Origin of the sequence: Streptomyces sp. CG 926 (assembly GCF_003148825.1) — a bacterium.
Lineage (GTDB): Bacteria > Actinomycetota > Actinomycetes > Streptomycetales > Streptomycetaceae > Streptomyces.
Genome location: NZ_QGGZ01000004.1, coordinates 426,819 through 443,358 on the forward strand (window position 1 = coordinate 426,819; position 16,540 = coordinate 443,358).

Sequence of the window (16,540 nt, forward strand, 5' to 3'; positions counted from 1 at the left end):
AGACCGACCGATGACCATTGCCGACAGCCCGGCCACGGCGGCGCGACGTCCCGCGACGGCCTGGCCCTTGGAGAACGCCCTGTTCAGCGCGGCCATGATCGCCCAGCGACTGCCGTGGACGGACGCCCCGGCCCGGGCCCTGGGTCTGGACGCGCTGACCCGGGGCGGGGTGACGCGGCTGCTGCTCGCGCACCTGCGCCGTACCCGCTCCGGCCGCCCGGTCGCGCTGAGTACCCCCTACGGTTCGTTCCTGGTGCCGCTGACCCCCGGCGACACCGAGGGACTGCTCACCCGGGCCGACGAGGCAGGGGCCCTGGGCCCGGCGTCCGGTCTCACGGCGGGCGGACAGCGGTACGGGCTGTCGCCCCACGCGCCGCTGGACCGGGAGGCGGCGGTCGCACCGGCCGCCGACGCGCCCGCGTCGGCGGCCATGGACGCCCTGCTGGCCGAGGACGTGGACCGGGCGATCGCGGCCCGTCGCGGGGACGGCACGCTGGAGTGGCACGCGTGGTACCGCGACATGCTGCGGCTGAGCCGCCGGGTGGTGGCGGGCGCCGGGGCCGCCCCGGACACCCTGCTGAGCGAGGTGATCGCGGTCACGACGGCGGCCGCGGGCGACCGGTCGTACGGGGCCGGGTCCGCCGCCCTGCGCCGTCGCCTGGAGCTGCACCTGGCCGACCCGGATCCCGAATCGCTGGCCGGGCGGGTGATGGCGCGGGGCGCCGATGCGGACGCGGCGGCCCCGGCCCTCGCGCACGCCCTCGCGCTGGTCTCCGAGGCCGCCGCCGGGACCGCGCTGCAGGCACTGGCCCTGCTCGCCGCGGGCGCCGCCGTCTCCCCGGGGGACGCCGTGGGCGAGGCGCTGCGCCGGTACCCGCCGTTGGCGGCCGCCGTGTATCCGGTGCGGGCGCCGTTCGTCTGGGAGGACCTGGCGATCGCAGCGGGTACCGAGATCCTGCGGGCGCCCGGATGGTTGCGCCGGCCGGGTGACTCGGACGGCACGGTCCCGGATCCGATCCCCTCGGCCCTGTGCGGGGACCCGGCGGGTTGCGCCGCGGCGCGGTTCGCGGCCGTCGTCGCCGAAGCGGTCGTACGGGTCGTCACGGCGCGGGTCCGCCCCGTACTGATCGCACCGGCGTGCGCCGCCGCCCGGCTGCCCGACACGCTCGACCCGCGGACGCTGCTCGTGGCGCTGCAGGACCTCGCGGACCCCGGGGTCCACGAGGACCATCGCGGCCGGGCGGGCGACGGGCGGGTGACGGTCGGCACGCCGACCGCCGTACCGGTGTCGGCGTACGGGTACGCGCCGGCGTCGTACGGCGCGCTGGCCCACGCCAGTGCCGACCGGCTGGAGCGGCACGCGGAGAGCCTCGCGGCCTGTGCCGGCAACAGCGGATGGAACGGGGACGAGACGGGCGAACGCTTCCGGATGGCCCTGCTCGGGCACGCCGAACGGTGCGCCGAGGCCGCCGACGACGTCCGGCGCGCCGCGAAGCGTCTGTCGGACTGAAGGAGACCGTCACATGCGTACATCGATCCTGGCCGGGCTGGGCGCCTACGTACCGCCGCGCACCGTGACCAACGCCGAGCTGTGCGGGGGGCGGGCGCTGGGCGACCAGTGGATCCGCGAGCGCATCGGGGTGGCCGGTCGGCGGATCGCCGACGGCGAGGCCACCGTCGACCTGGCCGTACGGGCGGGCCGGCACGCGCTGACGGCGGCCGGGGCGTCCCGGGCCGACGCGGTCGTCCTGGCGACGATCTCTCCGGACCGGCTGCTCCCGGCCGGGGCCCCGGAGGTCGCGGCCCGGCTGGGGCTGGGTACCGTACCGGCCTTCGACCTGGCGGCGGGCTGCAGCGGGTTCCTGTACGGCCTGGGCGTGGCTTCCTCGATGATCACCGGCGGGGCCTTCGACAGCGTGCTGGTGGTGGCCTCGGACGTGTTCAGCACCTTCCTCGATCCCCAGGACTGGTTGATGTCGGCGATCTTCGGCGACGGGGCGGGCGCGGTGCTGCTCCGGGCCGGCGTGGCGGAGGCACCGGGCACCCCGGGCGTGTTCGGGCCGTTCGACCTGGGCAGCGACGGGACGCAGGCCGACCTCCTGGAGGTCCCCGGTGGTGGTGCGCGGGCACGCAAGCGGATGGCGGCGGAGCCCGACGCCGAGGAGCCTTCCGCCTACTTCCGGATGGACGGACCGGCCGTGCGCAAGCAGGCGGTCGTCGGGATGTGCGATTCGCTGACGCGTGCCCTGGAGCGGGCGGGGTGGTCCCTCGGCGAGCTGGACCGGGTGGTCGCCCACCAGGCGAACCAGCGCATCCTGGACGGCATCAGCGACGAGTTGGGGCTGGCCCCCGGCCAGGTGTTGTCGCACATCAAGTCGTACGGGAACACGGCGGCCGCCTCCGTTCCCGTCCTGCTGGCCCAGGCGGCGGCCGCCGGGACGCTGGTGCCCGGGCAGCGGGTGGCGCTCACCGCGTACGGCGCAGGGCTGGCCTGGGGCTCGACCACCCTGGTCTGGCCCGAGGTGCGGGCGGTGACCGAAGGCGGGTGAACCGCCCGCCGCCCCGGTCACCGCCGGCGCGCTACCAGAAGGGGGTGTCCCGCCTGCCCCGTTCCCGGTCCACCAGGTCCTGTACCGCGGCCTGGGTATCGGCGCACAACCGTCGTGCAGCGGCGGACCGTTCGGCGTAGGAGGTCGGCCGGGGCGGCGCGGGGATCGGCTCGCCGACGGTGACGAGCCACTTCGAGGGCAGTGGGAAGACCGGGGTGATCGGGAAGTAGGGGAGGTCCAGCAGGCGGGCCAGGGCCGGGACCTCCCCCATCCGGGGGCAGGCCTCCTCGGCCCCGATGACGGACACCGGGACGACCGGGGCGCCCGCCCGGACCGCGGTGACCGCGAATCCGGGGCTGAAGGGGCGGAGTCGGTATCGCTGACCGAACGGCTTCTCCAGCCCGGAGATTCCTTCCGGAAACACTCCGACGAGTTCACCGGCGTTCAGGTGTTCCAGTCCGAGAAGCGGATCGAGGGGAATCGCGCCTTTCTTGCGTGCGTAGGAACCGATCACCGGAATACGGAATACCAGGGGCGCCGCGGGGACGTGCAGAGGGCGATGGATGGTGCGGGTGAAGACCTTCTGGAGAACGAACGCGTCCAGGCCCCAGGCTCCCGAATGATTGGCGACGACGACCGCCGGCCCGTCGGCGGGAATGTTCTCCAACCCCAGGACGTCCAGCCGGAACCAGTCGTCGACGAGCCAGTCGAGGAGTAGGTCCCAGGCGCTCTCCCCGGCGTCCCCGAGCAGCCTCTTCATGTTCCTGAGTTCGACGCCGGCCGCGCCGAGCACCTCGATCACATCAGTCATGCTTTCCGACACAAATGATCCTCACCCTCATGTTTTGAATCATCAGGAAGCCGATCGGGGGCGGGTTTTGAGTAAATACCTTGTCGTGGTAGTTATTTGAGCGCGAGAACGCCCCCGTCGGGGAATCGCTTCCGCGCCCCACGCTCCACCGCCGGCCGTTGCGCCACCATGCTGCAATGGCCTCGATACCGCAAATGAGAGCCCTTGTGACCACTTCCGCGCCGGAATCCGTCCTCGACGTGATCAGTGAACTGCTCGTCGAGAGGTTCGAAATCCCCGCCGACGAGGTACGGCCGGACGCGCCCATGCGTGGCCTGCTGACCGACTCCCTCATGGTCGTGGAGATGGCCATCACCGTTCACGAGGTGCTGGGCGTCAAGGTCGAGGAGGACGAGCTGCGCGACGCGACCCTCGCCGAGTTCGCCGGGGCCGTCGAGGCTCGACGGACGGACCGTTGAGCCCTCGCGCCGAGGTCGCCGTGACCGGGCTCGGCCTGGTCACCGCCGCCGGGTGCGACCGGGACAGTACCTGGTCGGCCGTGCTGGCCGGCCGCTCCACCGCCGCCCCCGACGCCGCTCTGGCCGGTCTCCCCGTCTCGCTCAGCTGCCGCGTCCCGGAGCTGGACCACCCGGTCCTGCGCCGGCGCGGCGCGGCCCGACTGGATCCGGTCGCCCGCTTCGGTCTGGCCGCCGTGGCGCAGGCGCTCGACCAGGCCGGGCTCGATCCGCGGGAATGGGACGGCAGCCGGGTGGCCGTGGTCACCGGCGGCGGCGTCGGCGGGGCGCGGACGCAGGAGACCGCACAGGCCCGACTGGCCAAGCTGGGTCCGCAGTTCGTCTCGCCGTACTTCCTCACCGGCTACCTGGTCAACATGGTGTCCGCGAACATCGCCCTGCACTTCGGGGTGACCGGCCCGGCCCTGTCCACGTCCACCGCCTGCGCCTCCGGCACCACGGCCCTCGGCCTCGCCCGGGACCTGCTCTCCACCGGACAGTGCGACATCGCGCTCGTCTGCGGGTCCGACGCGGGTGTGACCCGGTTGAACGTGGCCGGATTCGCCCAGCTGGGCACCCTGTCCGGAACCGGATCGCGGCCCTTCGACCGGGCGCGGGACGGCTTCGTCATCGCCGAGGGCGCGGGCGCGCTGGTCCTGGAGCGCCCCGACCACGCCACGGCCCGGGCGGCCCGGCCCCTCGCCCGTCTGATCGGCTACGCGGCCTCCACCGACGCCCACCACCTGGTGGCGCCCCACCCGCAGGGGCGCGGCGCCGAACAGGCCGTCCGGGGCGCCCTCCTGGACGCCGGCCTGGCCCCCGGGGACGTCGGGCACGTCAACGCGCACGGCACCGCGACCCGGCAGAACGACGACATCGAGGCCGCCGTCCTGCGGCGCGTGCTGCCGCACCGGCCGCCCGTCACCTCCGCCAAGGGGGCCCTCGGGCACACGCTCGGCGCGGCGGGCGTGATCGAGGCGGCGCTGACCGTCCTGGCCCTGGCCGAGGGCACCGTGCCGCCGACCGCGGGGCTGCGCGAGACCGACACCGGTATGGACATCGACGTGGTGGGCGGGACGGCGAGGAAGCACCCGTCGGCGGTCGCCATCAGCAATTCCTTCGGCTTCGGCGGCCACAACGCCGTGGCGGTCCTCGCCCGCGCCTGAGGAAGCGGGACGGGCGTGCCCGTGCGCCGGACGGCACGGTGCCCGCCGTGCCCGGCATTCGGGTGGCGGACCGCCGTGTCGGGCGGCCCGCTCCGGCCCGGTTCGCCATCCTGGGCCAGGCACGGCATCGGCGTCGCCGGTGGCCTCCCCCACGGCGAGAAGGAGTACGGCATGCCGACGGACGCGGTCGGGCGTTTCCTCACGGCTCTCGGACCGGAGCAGCGGGAGGCCGTCACCAGCAGGCCGCAGGAGGATCAGGAGCGGCTCGCGACCGCCTGGGAGCGGGAGCTGGCCTCGGACGACGAGCTCGACACGCTCGACGAGTTGTCACCGCCCGCGGCCGAGGCCGAGGCGGCCCGTCGGGTCCTGGACCGCGAGGGGTGAGGTGACCTCACGGCTCGGTCCGGATCGGCGCCCGCGCGCCGTCGTGGGCGGGCGCCGGTCCGGACGGGTCAGCTGCCGGGGGTGTCGAGCGGCCGCAGGAAGCGGCGCTCGTACCGCTTGATGCAGCGGGTTTCGCGGGCCAGCTCGAAGGCGGCCTGGCACTCCGGATCGGACATGCTGTCGGTGCGGTACTGCTCGTAGGCGGCGAAGCCGGGGAAGGAGAAGAGGGCGTAGGCGATGTCGCTGTCGCCCTCGCTGGGCAGGAAGTAGCCGTGGTGGGTGCCGCCGAACCGGTTGACCAGCCGGACCCAACGGCGCCCGTACTCCTCGAAGTCCGCGAGCTTGTCCACGTCGATCTCGTACTTCAGATGAATGGTGATCACCGCCCCATCATGCCGGGAGCCCACGACCTCCCCCGCTACGGAGGCAATCGCCGCCTTCGGGGAGGGGAACGGGCCACATCCTCGTACGCTGCGGAGGAGCAGAGAAGCAGCGGAAGGGGGAACCGCATGTCCATGCGGAAAGGCGCCAACGTACCGGTGCCGAGTGCGACGGTCCGGGTGGAGCTGGGTTGGCGAGGGGGTCCCGGAACGCCCGATGTGGACGTGTCGGCCCTGCTGTTGACGGCGGCCGGCAAGGTGCGGTCGGACGACGACTTCGTGTTCTACAACCAGCCCGTGCACCCCAGTGGTGCCGTGCGTCACGAGGGACGGCGCCAGGACGGCTCGGGGGTGCTCGAAACGATCGGCGTGGACCTGTCCGGGGTGGAGGAGGAGATAGGGACGGTGGTGGTCGCCGCTTCCACCGACGGCACGTTCGGTCAGGTGGCCGGCCTCTTCGTACGTGTGCTGGACGCGCGCAGTGGCGTGGAGACGGCACGGTTCGACGCCACGGACGCCACGTCGGAGACCGCGTTCGTGCTCGGGGAGCTGTACCGGCGGGCCGGTGCGTGGAAGTTCCGGGCGGTGGGTCAGGGGTACGCCTCCGGGCTGGCCGGGCTGGCCACCGACTTCGGGATCACGGTGGACGATCCCGCCCCGGCCCCCGCGCCGGTGTCCGTGCGGCGGGAGGTGGATCCGCCCTCGCCCGCCCGGCCGGTACGGCTGTCGAAGATCACCTTGACGAAGGCGGCTCCCTCGGTGTCGCTGACCAAACAGGGGGCCACCTCCGGTGGGATGCGGGTCAATCTCACCTGGAGCGTCGCCGCGCCGCCGCGCGGGTGGATGCGTAAAGGCAACGATGCCGTCCGGCTGGAGGACGTCGACCTCGACCTCTCCTGCCTGTGGGAGCTACGCAACGGGACGAAGGGAATCGTCCACCCCATCGACAACCAGTTCGGCTCCTTCCACCAGCCTCCGTACATCCAGCTCGACCACGACGACCGGACCGGAGCGAGCGAGGCCGGCGAGAACCTCATGATCAACCTCGATCACGCGGCCGAGATCGAGCGCGTCCTGGTCTTCGTGGTCATCTACTCCGGCGCCACCAGCTTCGCCGGGCTGCAAGGGGTCGCCACCCTGCATCCGCCCGTCGGTCCGCCGATCGAGGTGCGCCTGGACGAGTGCACCGTCCCCTCGCCGGTGGCCGCGATCGCCCTGATCGAGAACGTGGGCGGGGAGCTGATCGTCCGGCGCGAGGCGAAGTACCTCCTGCCGGCGCCCGGCGTCTTCAAGCAGCAGGCGGCGGACATCGAGTACGGCTGGGACATGAGCTGGCAGTCGGCGAGCAAGGACTGAACCTCCGAGCCCCTGCAGCCCCTTGGTGACTCGTGCGTACTGCACACCTCATCGGTGACAGCCGCGACTGTCGCGGCCCTCGGACCGCGTGACAGCGTTGGCACGTCACCGACCGAGGGAGCAGGAGTGAACAAGGGGTACGCCGCCTTCTGCGACGCCGACCGCTGGTTCTACGACGCGCCGTACCGGCGCGCCGAGGAGAACTACCCGGCCGCGCTCGCCCCCGTACCGGCGGGGTGGCAGACGCACCGCAGCGGGGACTGGCTGGCGCTGCGGCCCGTCGACGCCCGGCTTCCCTCCCAGGGCTGGAAGATCCATGTCTCGGCCTGCCTGGACAACGCCGAGTCCGTCCTCGAACGGGTCCGCCTCTACTGCGTGGAGCGCCGGATCGCATTCAAGTTCGTGCCGAGCCGGTACCTGCTGCACCTGCGCAACGCGAAGTACGCCGACCGGGCGGCGAGCGGGAAGTTCCTCACCGTGTACCCGGCGGACGAGGAGCAGTGCCGGAGCGTCGCCGAGGACCTCGACGCGCTGCTGGCCGGGGAGCCGGGCCCGTACATCCTCAGCGACCTGCGCTGGAACGACGGCCCCGTGCACCTGCGGTACGGGAGTTTCACGCTGCGGCACTGCTACGACGACCGCGGTGAACTCGTCCCGGCGATCGAGACCCCGGACGGCCGGCTCGTTCCGGACCCGCGGGGTCCGGTGTTCCAGCCGCCCGAGTGGGTCGAGATGCCCGCCTTCCTGGCGCCCCATCTGGCCCGGCGGGCCGCCGTCACCCTCGAAGGTCTTCCGTACACGGTCGAACGGGCCCTGCACTTCTCCAACGGCGGCGGTGTCTACGCCGGCCGTGACGTGCGTACCGGCGAGCCGGTCGTCCTCAAGGAAGCGCGTCCCTTCGCGGGACTCGCGGCCGACGGAGCGGACGCCGTCACCCGGCTGCACCGTGAACGCAGGGCTCTGGAGCAGCTGGCCGGGCTGGACTGCGTACCCGCGGTGCACGGCGCCTTCACCGTGGGCGACCACCACTTCCTGGTGATGCAGTACCTGGAGGGCAAGCCCCTCAACACCTACTTCGCCCGCCGGCACCCGTTGATCGAGGCGGACCCCGATCCGGCGGAGCTCGCGGAATACACCCGGTGGGCACTGGAGGTCCATCGGCGGGTGACGGCGGCCGTGGAGGCGGTGCACGCCCGCGGCATCGTCTTCAACGACCTGCACCTGTTCAACATCATGGTCGCGGAGGACGAGGCGACCGGCGGGATGTCGGTGGCGCTGCTCGACTTCGAGGCGGCCGCCCAGGTGGACGAGGGGCTCCGGCAGACCGTCGCCAACCCGGCGTTCGTCGCCCCGGCCGGCCGACGCGGTGTCGCCGTCGACCGGTACGCCCTGGCCTGCCTGCGGCTCGCCCTGTTCCTTCCGCTGACCAGCCTGCTGGTGCTGGACCGGGCCAAGGCGGCGCACCTGGCCGACATCGCCGCCGAGCAGTTCCCGGTGCCCCGTGCGTTCCTCGACGAGGCTGTACGGGAGATCCTCGCGGACCCCGGCTCCGTCGAGGGCTCCCGCCCCGAGGACGGCTCCGGCTCGTACGCCGCCTCCCGCGCGGGTTCCGCCAGGCGCGCGGCCGTACCCCGCGCCCTTGCCTATCTGCCCGTCGAACCGGGCGACCGGGAGGCCGCCTGTGCTTCGATGACGGCGGCCATCCGGGCGAGCGCCACCTTCGACCGTGAGGACCGCCTCTTCCCGGGGGACCCGGCCCAGTTCGCCACCGCCGGCGGCGGAACCGGCTTCGGTCACGGAGCGGCCGGTGTGCTGTACGCGCTCTCCGAGACGGGCGCCGACCCGTGGCCCGAGGCCGAGGAATGGCTGCTGGCCCGGACCAAGGAACCGGCCTCCGGCATGCCGCTGGGTTTCTACGACGGCCTCGCCGGTCTCGCGTGGACCCTGGAGCGGCTCGGCCATCGCGACCGGGCGTTGGCCCTGGCCGAACAACTGCTGGGCCAGCCCTGGCAGTCGGCCGGACCCGACCTGCACGGCGGACTCGCCGGCATCGGCCTGGCCCTGGATTCCCTGGCCTCGACCACCGGCGAGGGCGCACTGCACGCCGCGGCGCTGCGCTGCGCCGAGCTCCTCGCCGATCCCGCGACCACGTCCGGATCGAAACGGGCCGGTCTGCTGTACGGGCACAGCGGTCCCGCGTTGCTCCATCTACGGCTCTACGAACGCACCCGCGACCAGGAGTGGCTGCTCCGGGCCGGCCGGGCCCTGCACCGCGATCTCGACCGCTGCGTGACCAGCGTCTTCGGCACGCTGCAGGTCGACGAGGGCTGGCGCACGATGCCCTACCTCGGCGCCGGCAGCGTGGGGATCGGCATGGTGCTGGACGACTGGCAGGAGCACGCCCGGGACGACCGCTTCGAACGCGCCCGGCCGGAGATCGTCCGCGCCGCCCAGGCGACCTTCTACGCCCAGCCCGGCCTGTTCCGCGGCGCGGCCGGCATGATCCTCCACCTGGCGCGGACCACGACGCCGGGTCCGGGATCCGGGCCCGCGGACATCGCCCGGCAGGTGGAGGCCCTGGCCCGGCACGCGGTCCCGTACCACGGCTTCCTGGCCTTCCCCGGCGAGCAGATGATGCGCCTGTCCATGGACCTGTCCACGGGCACGGCCGGCGCGCTCCTCGCCCTCGGCAGCACCGCGCCCGGTGGGCGCGCGCACCTGCCGTTCCTCCCTCCGCCGCGGTCGGCCGCGGCGGTCCCAGAGCCGGTCCCCCTCGCGGGGGCCGTGTCCCATCGGAACACCACAGTGAAGAGGAAACGGACATGACGCTTCTCGACCTGCAGTCGATGGAAACCCCCAAGGAAGAGACCACCGAGGTCGCGCACGGCGGTGGTGGCGGCAGCCGCGCCAGCCTGCTGCTCTGCGGCGACAGCAGCTTGAGCATCACGACCTGTAACTGATCAGGGATCAGGTCCTCCCGGGCCCGGGCGGTTCGCCGCCCGGGCCCGCACCACACCCCTGGAGGCCGCGCCCCATGACCGTGCCCGATCCCCCCGGCGAGGCGTCGGCCGACCGCACGGCCGACCGGGCCCTGCGGGCGGCCGCACGGCACAGCGCCGGCCGCCTCGCCGCCGCCGCCGCCTGCTCGGTGGCCGCCGCCGGCGCGGCCCTGGCCGAACCGGCGGTCCTCGGCCACACCCTCGACCTGCTGCTGCGACAGGACCCCGCGGGCCCCCGGTGGACCGTCTGGTGCGCGGCGGTGATCGCCGCCGAGGTGCTGCTCGACGCGGCGACGGTCCGACTGACCGGCGGTGTCGACGCCCGCTCCACCGCCTGGCTGCGGCGGCTCGGGCTCGGGCGACTGCTGCGCACCGCGCCGCACCGGGCCGCCCGCCACTCCCCCGGCGAACTCTCCGCCCGGCTGACGGCGCAGGCCACCACCGCCGGGGCCGTTCCGGCCGCCGTCGTGACCGCGTCCGTGGCCCTGCTCCCCCCGCTCGGCGGGCTCGTGGCGCTGGTCCTCGTCGATGTGTGGACCGCGCTGGCCTTCCTCGCCGGACTCCCCGTGCTCGCACTGCTGTTGAGGGCGTTCGCCCGTGACTCGGGCGCCAGCGTCAGCCGCTACCAAGAGGTGCAGCTCGACCTGGCCGGCCGGCTCGTGGAGGCCCTCGGGGGCGCCCGTACCATCGCCGCCGCCGGCACCGCGGAGCGCGAGCAGGCACGCGTACTGGCGCGGTTGCCGGAACTCGGCGTCGAGGGGCGGCGGACGTGGCGGATCTACGGGGCGACCATGGCGCGCACCGCCGCCCTCATGCCCCTGCTGCTCTACGTGGTCCTCGGCGTCGGCGGAGTCCGCCTCGCGGAGGGCGCCCTCGGCGTGGGCGGGCTCCTCGCCGCCGTCCGCTACGCCGGCCTCGCGGCCGGGGTCGGCGCCGTGACGGGCCGGCTGGCGGCCGTGGTACGCGGCCGGGCCGCCGCCCGCCGCACCGCGGCGCTCTTCGAGCTGCCCGAGCTCCCACAGGGGGAGCGGCGGTTGCCCGCATCGGGTTCGGGCACGCTGGAGTTGTGCGCAGTACGGGTCGTCCGCGCGGGCACCGTACTGCTGCACGACGTCGACCTGCGGATCCCCGGCGGGACGACCGCCGTCGTGGTCGGCCGATCGGGCTCCGGCAAGACGACGCTGGCCGCCGTGGCGGGGCGGCTCACCGGGTGCGACGCGGGCCGGGTCCTGCTCGACGGTGTGCCGTTGGACGAGCTGTCCACCGAGGAGTTGCGCCGCGAGGTCGGCCACGCCTTCGAACGACCGGCCCTCTTCGGAGGGAGCGTCGCGGCCGCCATCGCCTTCGGTGGCGGTCCGGATCCGGGTCCGGACCCGGGGGCCGTGCGCGCCGCCGCGCGGGCGGCCGGTGCAGACGCCTTCGTGCGCCGGCTGCCCGAGGGGTACGACACGGCGCTCGCGGACGCGCCGCTGTCCGGTGGGGAGTTGCAACGCCTGGGCCTGGCACGGGCGTTCTGCCGTGCGGGGCGGCTGCTCGTCCTGGACGACGCGACGTCGAGCCTGGACACCCTCACCGCCCGCGAGGTGGAACGGGCGCTGGCCCGCGAGGTCCGGCCCGGGACCCGTCTGGTCGTCGCCCACCGCGTCTCCACGGCCGCCCGCGCCGACCTCGTCGTATGGCTGGACGCGGGGCGGGTCCGGGCGACCGGTACGCACGCGGCGCTGTGGCGGGACCCCGACTACCGGGCGGTGTTCGGTGCAGGGGCCGAGCCGGAACCGGAACCGGAGCGGGAATCGGAACCGGCCGCGGAGCCGCCGGAGCGGGAGGCGGTCCGATGAGCGAGTACGGCACGTGGCGCCGGGTGTCCCGTGAGGGGCGCCGCTTCCTGCGCGGCCGGGCCCGAACCCTGCGCCGGCTCGCGCTGTGGTCCCTGCTGGAGTCCGCGCACACCTTCCTCGGCGGGTACGCGGTGGCCCGCGCCCTCGACGACGGCTTCCTCGCCGGTCGGACCGGTACCGGCATCGGCTGGCTGGCCGTGGCCGGCGGGGGCGCCCTGCTCGGCGCCCTGGCCCTGCGCGGGGTGTTCGGCGGGCTCGCGGACCTGGTCGAGCCGTTGCGCGACGGCCTGGTGCGGCGATCCGTGCGCCAGGCGATCGGGCGGGCCGTCGCCGATCCTGCGAGGGAGTCCCGGGCCGGGGACTCGGGTGCGGTCTCCCGGCTGACCCAGCAGACCGAGATGGCCCGGGACTCCTTCGCCGGACTGGTGCTGATCGCCCGGTCGTTCGTCTTCACCGCCTTGGGGGCGCTGCTCGGGCTGGCCGCGCTGGCGCCCGTCCTGCTGATCCTCGTCCTGCCCGCGCTGCTCCTGGGGACGGCCGGTTTCCTCACCACGCTGCGCCCGATGGCGCGCGTGCAGCGCGCGGCGCTCGACGCCGACGAGGCGCTGTCCGCGCGCACCGGCGAGCTGGCGGCGGGGTTGCGTGACGTGGTCGCGTGCGGGGGCGGGGCGGGCGCCGGGGCCGGGGTCGAGCTGCTCATCGCCGAGCAGGAACGGCTGACCGGGCGGCTCGCGCGGTGGACCGCCCTGCGCACGCTGGCCCTGGGTGTCGCGGGCCGGTTGCCGGTCGTGGTGCTGCTGGCCGGCACGCCCTGGCTGCTCGGGCGGGGGGTGAGCGCGGGGGCGGTGGCCGGGGCGCTCACCTACCTCGTGCAGTCCCTCTTGCCCGCCCTGGACGCGCTGATGACGGCGGTGGGCGCGGCGGGTACCCGACTGCTGGTGGTGCTGGACCGGTTCTGCGATCCGGAATCAGAACCGGAACCGGACTCGGGGCCGGCATCCGGCACCCCGACGAGGGGGCCGGGGCCGGTCGTCGCACCGCCCGCGCGGCCCGCACCGCCCGCACTGCCCTCGCTGCCCGATCCGCCCGCCCCCGCCGTCGAGCTGCGGCGGGTCCGCTTCGCCTACGGTCCCCGCGCGCACCCGGTGCTCGACGGGCTCGACCTGGTGGTCCGGCCGGGCGAGCACCTGGCCGTGGTGGGGCCGAGCGGCATCGGCAAGTCCACCCTCACCGCGCTGATCGCCGGCCTGCTGCCGGCCGACCGGGGAACCGTACGGGTGGCGGGCGCCCCGGCGCGCGGCGCGCCGGGGCAGGCCGCTCCCGGGTACGGTCCCGACGCCCGCCGGACGCTGCTTCCGCAGCAGGCGTACGTCTTCACGGGCACGGTCCACGAGAACCTGACCCACCTGTGCCCCGGCCCGGTGTCCCGGGGCGAGCTGGAGCGGGCCACGGCCGTCCTCGGCGCGGACGCGCTCGTGGCCCGGCTCGGCGGACCGGACGCCCTCGTCGACCCGGGCCGGCTCACTCCGGGCGAGCGGCAGCACCTCGCCCTCACCGCCGCCTATCTCTCCCCCGCCCCCTTGCTGCTGCTGGACGAGGCCACCTGCCACCTCGATCCGAGGACGGAGGAGCGTGCCGAGTGGGCGCTCGCGGAGCGTCCCGGCACGCTGGTGGTGGTCGCCCACCGCATCTCCTCCGCCGTCAGGGCCGACCGGGTCCTCGTACTCGACGGGACCCGGGCGGTGTGCGGCACGCATGCGGAGCTCCCGGACAGGTCACCCCTGTACCGGGATCTGGTGGGTCTGTGGAACGCGCACGGGTGAGGAGGGGTCCGGGGTCCGGGGGCCTCGGGTCGTCGACTCAGACCCAGCCGGCCCGCCGGGATATCCGGATGGCGTCGATCCGGTTGCGGGCGCCGGTCTTCCTGGTCACGGCGGCCATGTAGTTGCGTACGGTTCCGCTGGCGAGGTGCAGGGCGCGGGCTATCTCCGCGATCGAGTCGCCCTCGGCGGCGCGGGCGAGCACGCTCAGCTCGCGTGGGCTGAGCGGCATGGGGTCCGCTTCCATGAAGGCCGAGGCGAGCGTGGCGTCGATGAAGCGTTCTCCCGCCGCGACCTTGACGATGGCCCTGACCAGCCGGGCGGGCGAGCCGTCCTTGTCCACGTAGCCCAGCGCCTGGGTCCTGAGGGCGCGGCGCAGCGTGCCGGGCAGGTCGGCCCGGGCGAGCACCAGCAGGGGGGTGGGCGAGGGGGGCAGCAGGCGGGCGACTCCCGCGTCCGCGCCGAGGGCGTCCGAGACCCCCGGACAGTCGAGGTCCACGACCACCACGTCGGGTCGTAAGAACTCGGCCTGGCGCGCCGCGGCCCGCCAGCCGGCGGTGGTGACTTCGAAATCGCCTTCGCATCTCAGCAGCGCGGCCAGGGCCGACCTCACGAGGCACACGCTGTGCAGCACCAGGACCTTGGTCATCGGGGTTCCCCTCACGAGACGATCGATCAGCATCAAGCGGCTGCCCAGCTACCACCGTGAGGGAACGTCACGCCGGGAGGCGCGCGGGGGCGCGTGGCCTGAGGCAGGCTCTCCGCCCGTTCCACGCCTGCGCCGCCGATGGCCCTCCCACCTCGGCGGGCATCCCGAAAACGCCGCGGAACCGCTCGGCGGGCCGAAATCCGGATGGGCTGATTCCGCGTGCATGCGGCGGGATCCAGGTCGGTCCGCCGCCCCACGGTGCGCCGGTGCACACGGTCCGGATCGGCCCGGAAGAAAAACTTCGGACGGGGATGTCGAGAACCCGTGGCCGGCTCCGTCCTCGGGGTGAAGGCGGCCACAATGGGTCGCACCAGCACCGAGGAGAAGCGTCATGGCCAAGTACCTGCTGCTCAAGCACTACCGCGGCGCCCCGGCAGCCGTCAACGACGTGCCCATGGACCGGTGGACGCCCGAGGAGATCTCGGCGCACATCCAGTACATGAACGACTTCGCGGCACGCCTCGAAGGGACCGGTGAGTTCGTCGACGGTCAGGCCCTCGCCCCCGAGGGGACCTTCGTCCGCTACGACGGCGAAGGGCGCCCGCCGGTCACGGACGGCCCGTTCCCCGAGACCAAGGACCTGATCGCCGGCTGGATGGTGATCGATGTCGACAGCTACGAACGCGCCGTCGAACTGGCGGGAGAGCTGTCGGCCGCCCCCGGGGCGGGCGGGAAGCCCATCCACGAGTGGCTCGAACTGCGTCCGTTCCTGACCGCGCACCCCACCACCACGGAGTGACCTCACCGATGGACGAGGCCCTGCTCAGGAGCCTCACGCCGGCCGTCCTCGGGATCCTCGTCCGCCGCGGAGCAGACTTCGCGGCGGCCGAGGACGCCGTCCAGGAAGCCCTGATCGAAGCGATCCGCACCTGGGCCGCCGATCCGCCGCGGGACCCGAAGGGCTGGCTGGTCACCGTGGCCTGGCGCAGGTTCCTCGACGCGACCCGGGCGGACGGGGCCCGCCGCCGGCGTGAGGACCTGGTGGACGAGGAGCCGCCGCCCGGACCCGCGACCGCCGTGGACGACACCCTCCAGCTGTACTTCCTGTGCGCCCACCCGTCCCTGACGCCGTCGTCCGCGGTGGCGCTCACCTTGCGCGCCGTCGGTGGGCTCACCACCCGGCAGATCGCCCAGGCCTACCTGGTGCCCGAGGCGACCATGGCGCAGCGCATCAGCCGGGCCAAGCGCACCCTCTCCGACCAGGGGGTCTCCCCTGCTCGAAGAGCTCGGGGAAGGTTCGACCGTCCCGGCGACGTCGCCACCGTGCTGCGCGTGCTCTACCTGGTGTTCAACGAGGGCTACTCCGGCGATGTCGACCTCGCCGCCGAGGCCGTCCGGCTCACGCGGCAGCTCGCGGCCCGCGTCGAGCACCCCGAGGTGGCCGGGCTGCTCGCCCTCATGCTGATCCATCATGCCCGGCGCGACTCCCGGACCGCGCCCGACGGCAGCCTGGTGCCGCTGGCCGAGCAGGACCGGGGCAAGTGGGACACCTCGGCGATCGCCGAGGGCGTACGGATCCTGCAGGCGGCCCTCGCCCGCGACCGGCTGGGCGAGTTCCAGGCTCAGGCCGCCATCGCCGCGCTGCACGCGGACGCGCCCACCGCCGAGCGGACGGACTGGGTGCAGATCGTCGAGTGGTACGACGAGCTCGCGCTGCTGACCGACAGCCCGGTCGTACGGCTCAACCGCGCGGTGGCCGTCGGTGAGGCCGACGGGCCGCGCGCCGGGCTGGCGGCGCTCGCGGCGTTGGACGACGGACTGCCACGCCACACCGCGGTGGCCGCGTACCTCCACGAACGCGACGGCGACGTGGTGACGGCGGCCCGGCTGTACGCCGAGGCCGCCCGGAAGGCACCCAACCTCGCCGAGCGCGACCACCTGACGCGCCAAGCGGCCCGGCTGAACACCGCCCACCGGTCCCCCTGACCCGCCGTGCCCGTATGGAGTGCGTCAAGGGCGGCGGCATTGCGGTACCGCGGGGCGCGGCACGGGCAGGGTGGAGGTGTACGGGGTGTGCCGCTCCCCTCGTGGCCC

The 16,540-nt window shown here is 74.2% G+C and carries 15 protein-coding genes; 12 read left to right on the forward strand and 3 right to left on the reverse strand.

Going from position 1 to position 16,540, the window contains the following annotated elements:
• Positions 1-10: 10 nt before the first annotated feature.
• Together BCL76_RS14085 and BCL76_RS14090 are read left to right on the forward strand one after the other, a co-directional pair.
• The gene (locus BCL76_RS14085) at positions 11-1,510 is read left to right on the forward strand and encodes a hypothetical protein (protein ID WP_109779811.1); all 1,500 of its coding nucleotides are present in this window, start codon (positions 11-13) and stop codon (positions 1,508-1,510) included.
• 13 nt (positions 1,511-1,523) lie between these two features.
• Positions 1,524-2,549, forward strand: a complete 1,026-nt coding sequence (locus BCL76_RS14090; RefSeq protein ID WP_109779812.1) for a beta-ketoacyl-ACP synthase 3 — start codon at positions 1,524-1,526, stop codon at positions 2,547-2,549.
• Between the two features lie 31 nt (positions 2,550-2,580).
• Here BCL76_RS14090 and BCL76_RS14095 read toward each other — a convergent pair whose 3' ends face one another.
• The gene (locus tag BCL76_RS14095) at positions 2,581-3,360 is read right to left on the reverse strand and encodes a lysophospholipid acyltransferase family protein (RefSeq protein ID WP_109779813.1); all 780 of its coding nucleotides are present in this window, start codon (positions 3,358-3,360) and stop codon (positions 2,581-2,583) included.
• 206 nt (positions 3,361-3,566) lie between these two features.
• On the opposite strand from BCL76_RS14095, the gene BCL76_RS14100 reads away from it, so the two are divergent.
• From BCL76_RS14100 to BCL76_RS14110, 3 genes are all read left to right on the forward strand, one after another.
• Positions 3,567-3,818, forward strand: a complete 252-nt coding sequence (locus tag BCL76_RS14100; protein ID WP_181382544.1) for an acyl carrier protein — start codon at positions 3,567-3,569, stop codon at positions 3,816-3,818.
• Positions 3,815-5,020 (forward strand): beta-ketoacyl-[acyl-carrier-protein] synthase family protein, encoded by a 1,206-nt coding sequence (locus tag BCL76_RS14105; protein ID WP_109779815.1) that lies wholly within the window; start codon positions 3,815-3,817, stop codon positions 5,018-5,020. Before BCL76_RS14100 ends, BCL76_RS14105 begins: the two co-directional genes overlap by 4 nt.
• Positions 5,021-5,191: 171 nt before the next feature.
• A complete protein-coding gene (locus tag BCL76_RS14110) occupies positions 5,192-5,404 on the forward strand; it encodes a hypothetical protein (RefSeq protein WP_109779816.1) in 213 nt (70 codons plus the stop codon).
• A gap of 68 nt (positions 5,405-5,472) precedes the next feature.
• On the opposite strand, the gene BCL76_RS14115 is transcribed toward BCL76_RS14110, so the two are convergent.
• Positions 5,473-5,787, reverse strand: coding sequence for an NIPSNAP family protein (locus BCL76_RS14115; protein ID WP_109779817.1), 315 nt, complete (start codon positions 5,785-5,787; stop codon positions 5,473-5,475).
• Between the two features lie 126 nt (positions 5,788-5,913).
• On the opposite strand from BCL76_RS14115, the gene BCL76_RS14120 reads away from it, so the two are divergent.
• From BCL76_RS14120 to BCL76_RS14140, 5 genes are all read left to right on the forward strand, one after another.
• Positions 5,914-7,140, forward strand: a complete 1,227-nt coding sequence (locus BCL76_RS14120; protein WP_109779818.1) for a TerD family protein — start codon at positions 5,914-5,916, stop codon at positions 7,138-7,140.
• A gap of 126 nt (positions 7,141-7,266) precedes the next feature.
• Positions 7,267-9,966: a class III lanthionine synthetase LanKC gene (lanKC, locus tag BCL76_RS14125; RefSeq protein WP_109779819.1), complete on the forward strand. Its 2,700-nt coding sequence runs from the start codon at positions 7,267-7,269 to the stop codon at positions 9,964-9,966.
• Complete coding sequence (locus BCL76_RS14130) at positions 9,963-10,100, forward strand: SapB/AmfS family lanthipeptide (RefSeq protein WP_109779820.1); 138 nt, start codon at positions 9,963-9,965, stop codon at positions 10,098-10,100. The genes lanKC and BCL76_RS14130 overlap by 4 nt, the downstream gene beginning before the upstream one ends.
• A 74-nt stretch (positions 10,101-10,174) precedes the next feature.
• Positions 10,175-11,977: an ATP-binding cassette domain-containing protein gene (locus BCL76_RS14135; protein ID WP_109779821.1), complete on the forward strand. Its 1,803-nt coding sequence runs from the start codon at positions 10,175-10,177 to the stop codon at positions 11,975-11,977.
• Positions 11,974-13,800, forward strand: a complete 1,827-nt coding sequence (locus tag BCL76_RS14140) for an ATP-binding cassette domain-containing protein (protein WP_109779822.1) — start codon at positions 11,974-11,976, stop codon at positions 13,798-13,800. Before BCL76_RS14135 ends, BCL76_RS14140 begins: the two co-directional genes overlap by 4 nt.
• Before the next feature lie 37 nt (positions 13,801-13,837).
• On the opposite strand, the gene BCL76_RS14145 is transcribed toward BCL76_RS14140, so the two are convergent.
• Positions 13,838-14,446 (reverse strand): response regulator transcription factor, encoded by a 609-nt coding sequence (locus BCL76_RS14145; protein ID WP_109779823.1) that lies wholly within the window; start codon positions 14,444-14,446, stop codon positions 13,838-13,840.
• Positions 14,447-14,837: 391 nt separating this feature from the next.
• Between BCL76_RS14145 and BCL76_RS14150 the strand changes: the two genes are divergently transcribed.
• Both BCL76_RS14150 and BCL76_RS14155 read left to right on the forward strand, forming a co-directional pair.
• Positions 14,838-15,245, forward strand: a complete 408-nt coding sequence (locus BCL76_RS14150; RefSeq protein ID WP_109779824.1) for a YciI family protein — start codon at positions 14,838-14,840, stop codon at positions 15,243-15,245.
• Between the two features lie 8 nt (positions 15,246-15,253).
• The gene (locus BCL76_RS14155; protein WP_109779825.1) at positions 15,254-16,432 is read left to right on the forward strand and encodes an RNA polymerase sigma factor; all 1,179 of its coding nucleotides are present in this window, start codon (positions 15,254-15,256) and stop codon (positions 16,430-16,432) included.
• Positions 16,433-16,540: the final 108 nt, after the last annotated feature.

Coding starts and splice junctions, on each gene's coding strand:
- BCL76_RS14085 (WP_109779811.1), top strand. CDS start 11: ATGACCATTGCCGACAGCCCGGCCACGGCGGCGCGACGTCCCGCGACG.
- BCL76_RS14090 (WP_109779812.1), top strand. CDS start 1,524: ATGCGTACATCGATCCTGGCCGGGCTGGGCGCCTACGTACCGCCGCGC.
- BCL76_RS14095 (WP_109779813.1), bottom strand. CDS start 3,360: ATGACTGATGTGATCGAGGTGCTCGGCGCGGCCGGCGTCGAACTCAGG.
- BCL76_RS14110 (WP_109779816.1), top strand. CDS start 5,192: ATGCCGACGGACGCGGTCGGGCGTTTCCTCACGGCTCTCGGACCGGAG.
- BCL76_RS14120 (WP_109779818.1), top strand. CDS start 5,914: ATGTCCATGCGGAAAGGCGCCAACGTACCGGTGCCGAGTGCGACGGTC.
- BCL76_RS14130 (WP_109779820.1), top strand. CDS start 9,963: ATGACGCTTCTCGACCTGCAGTCGATGGAAACCCCCAAGGAAGAGACC.
- BCL76_RS14135 (WP_109779821.1), top strand. CDS start 10,175: ATGACCGTGCCCGATCCCCCCGGCGAGGCGTCGGCCGACCGCACGGCC.
- BCL76_RS14140 (WP_109779822.1), top strand. CDS start 11,974: ATGAGCGAGTACGGCACGTGGCGCCGGGTGTCCCGTGAGGGGCGCCGC.
- BCL76_RS14145 (WP_109779823.1), bottom strand. CDS start 14,446: ATGACCAAGGTCCTGGTGCTGCACAGCGTGTGCCTCGTGAGGTCGGCC.
- BCL76_RS14150 (WP_109779824.1), top strand. CDS start 14,838: ATGGCCAAGTACCTGCTGCTCAAGCACTACCGCGGCGCCCCGGCAGCC.
- BCL76_RS14155 (WP_109779825.1), top strand. CDS start 15,254: ATGGACGAGGCCCTGCTCAGGAGCCTCACGCCGGCCGTCCTCGGGATC.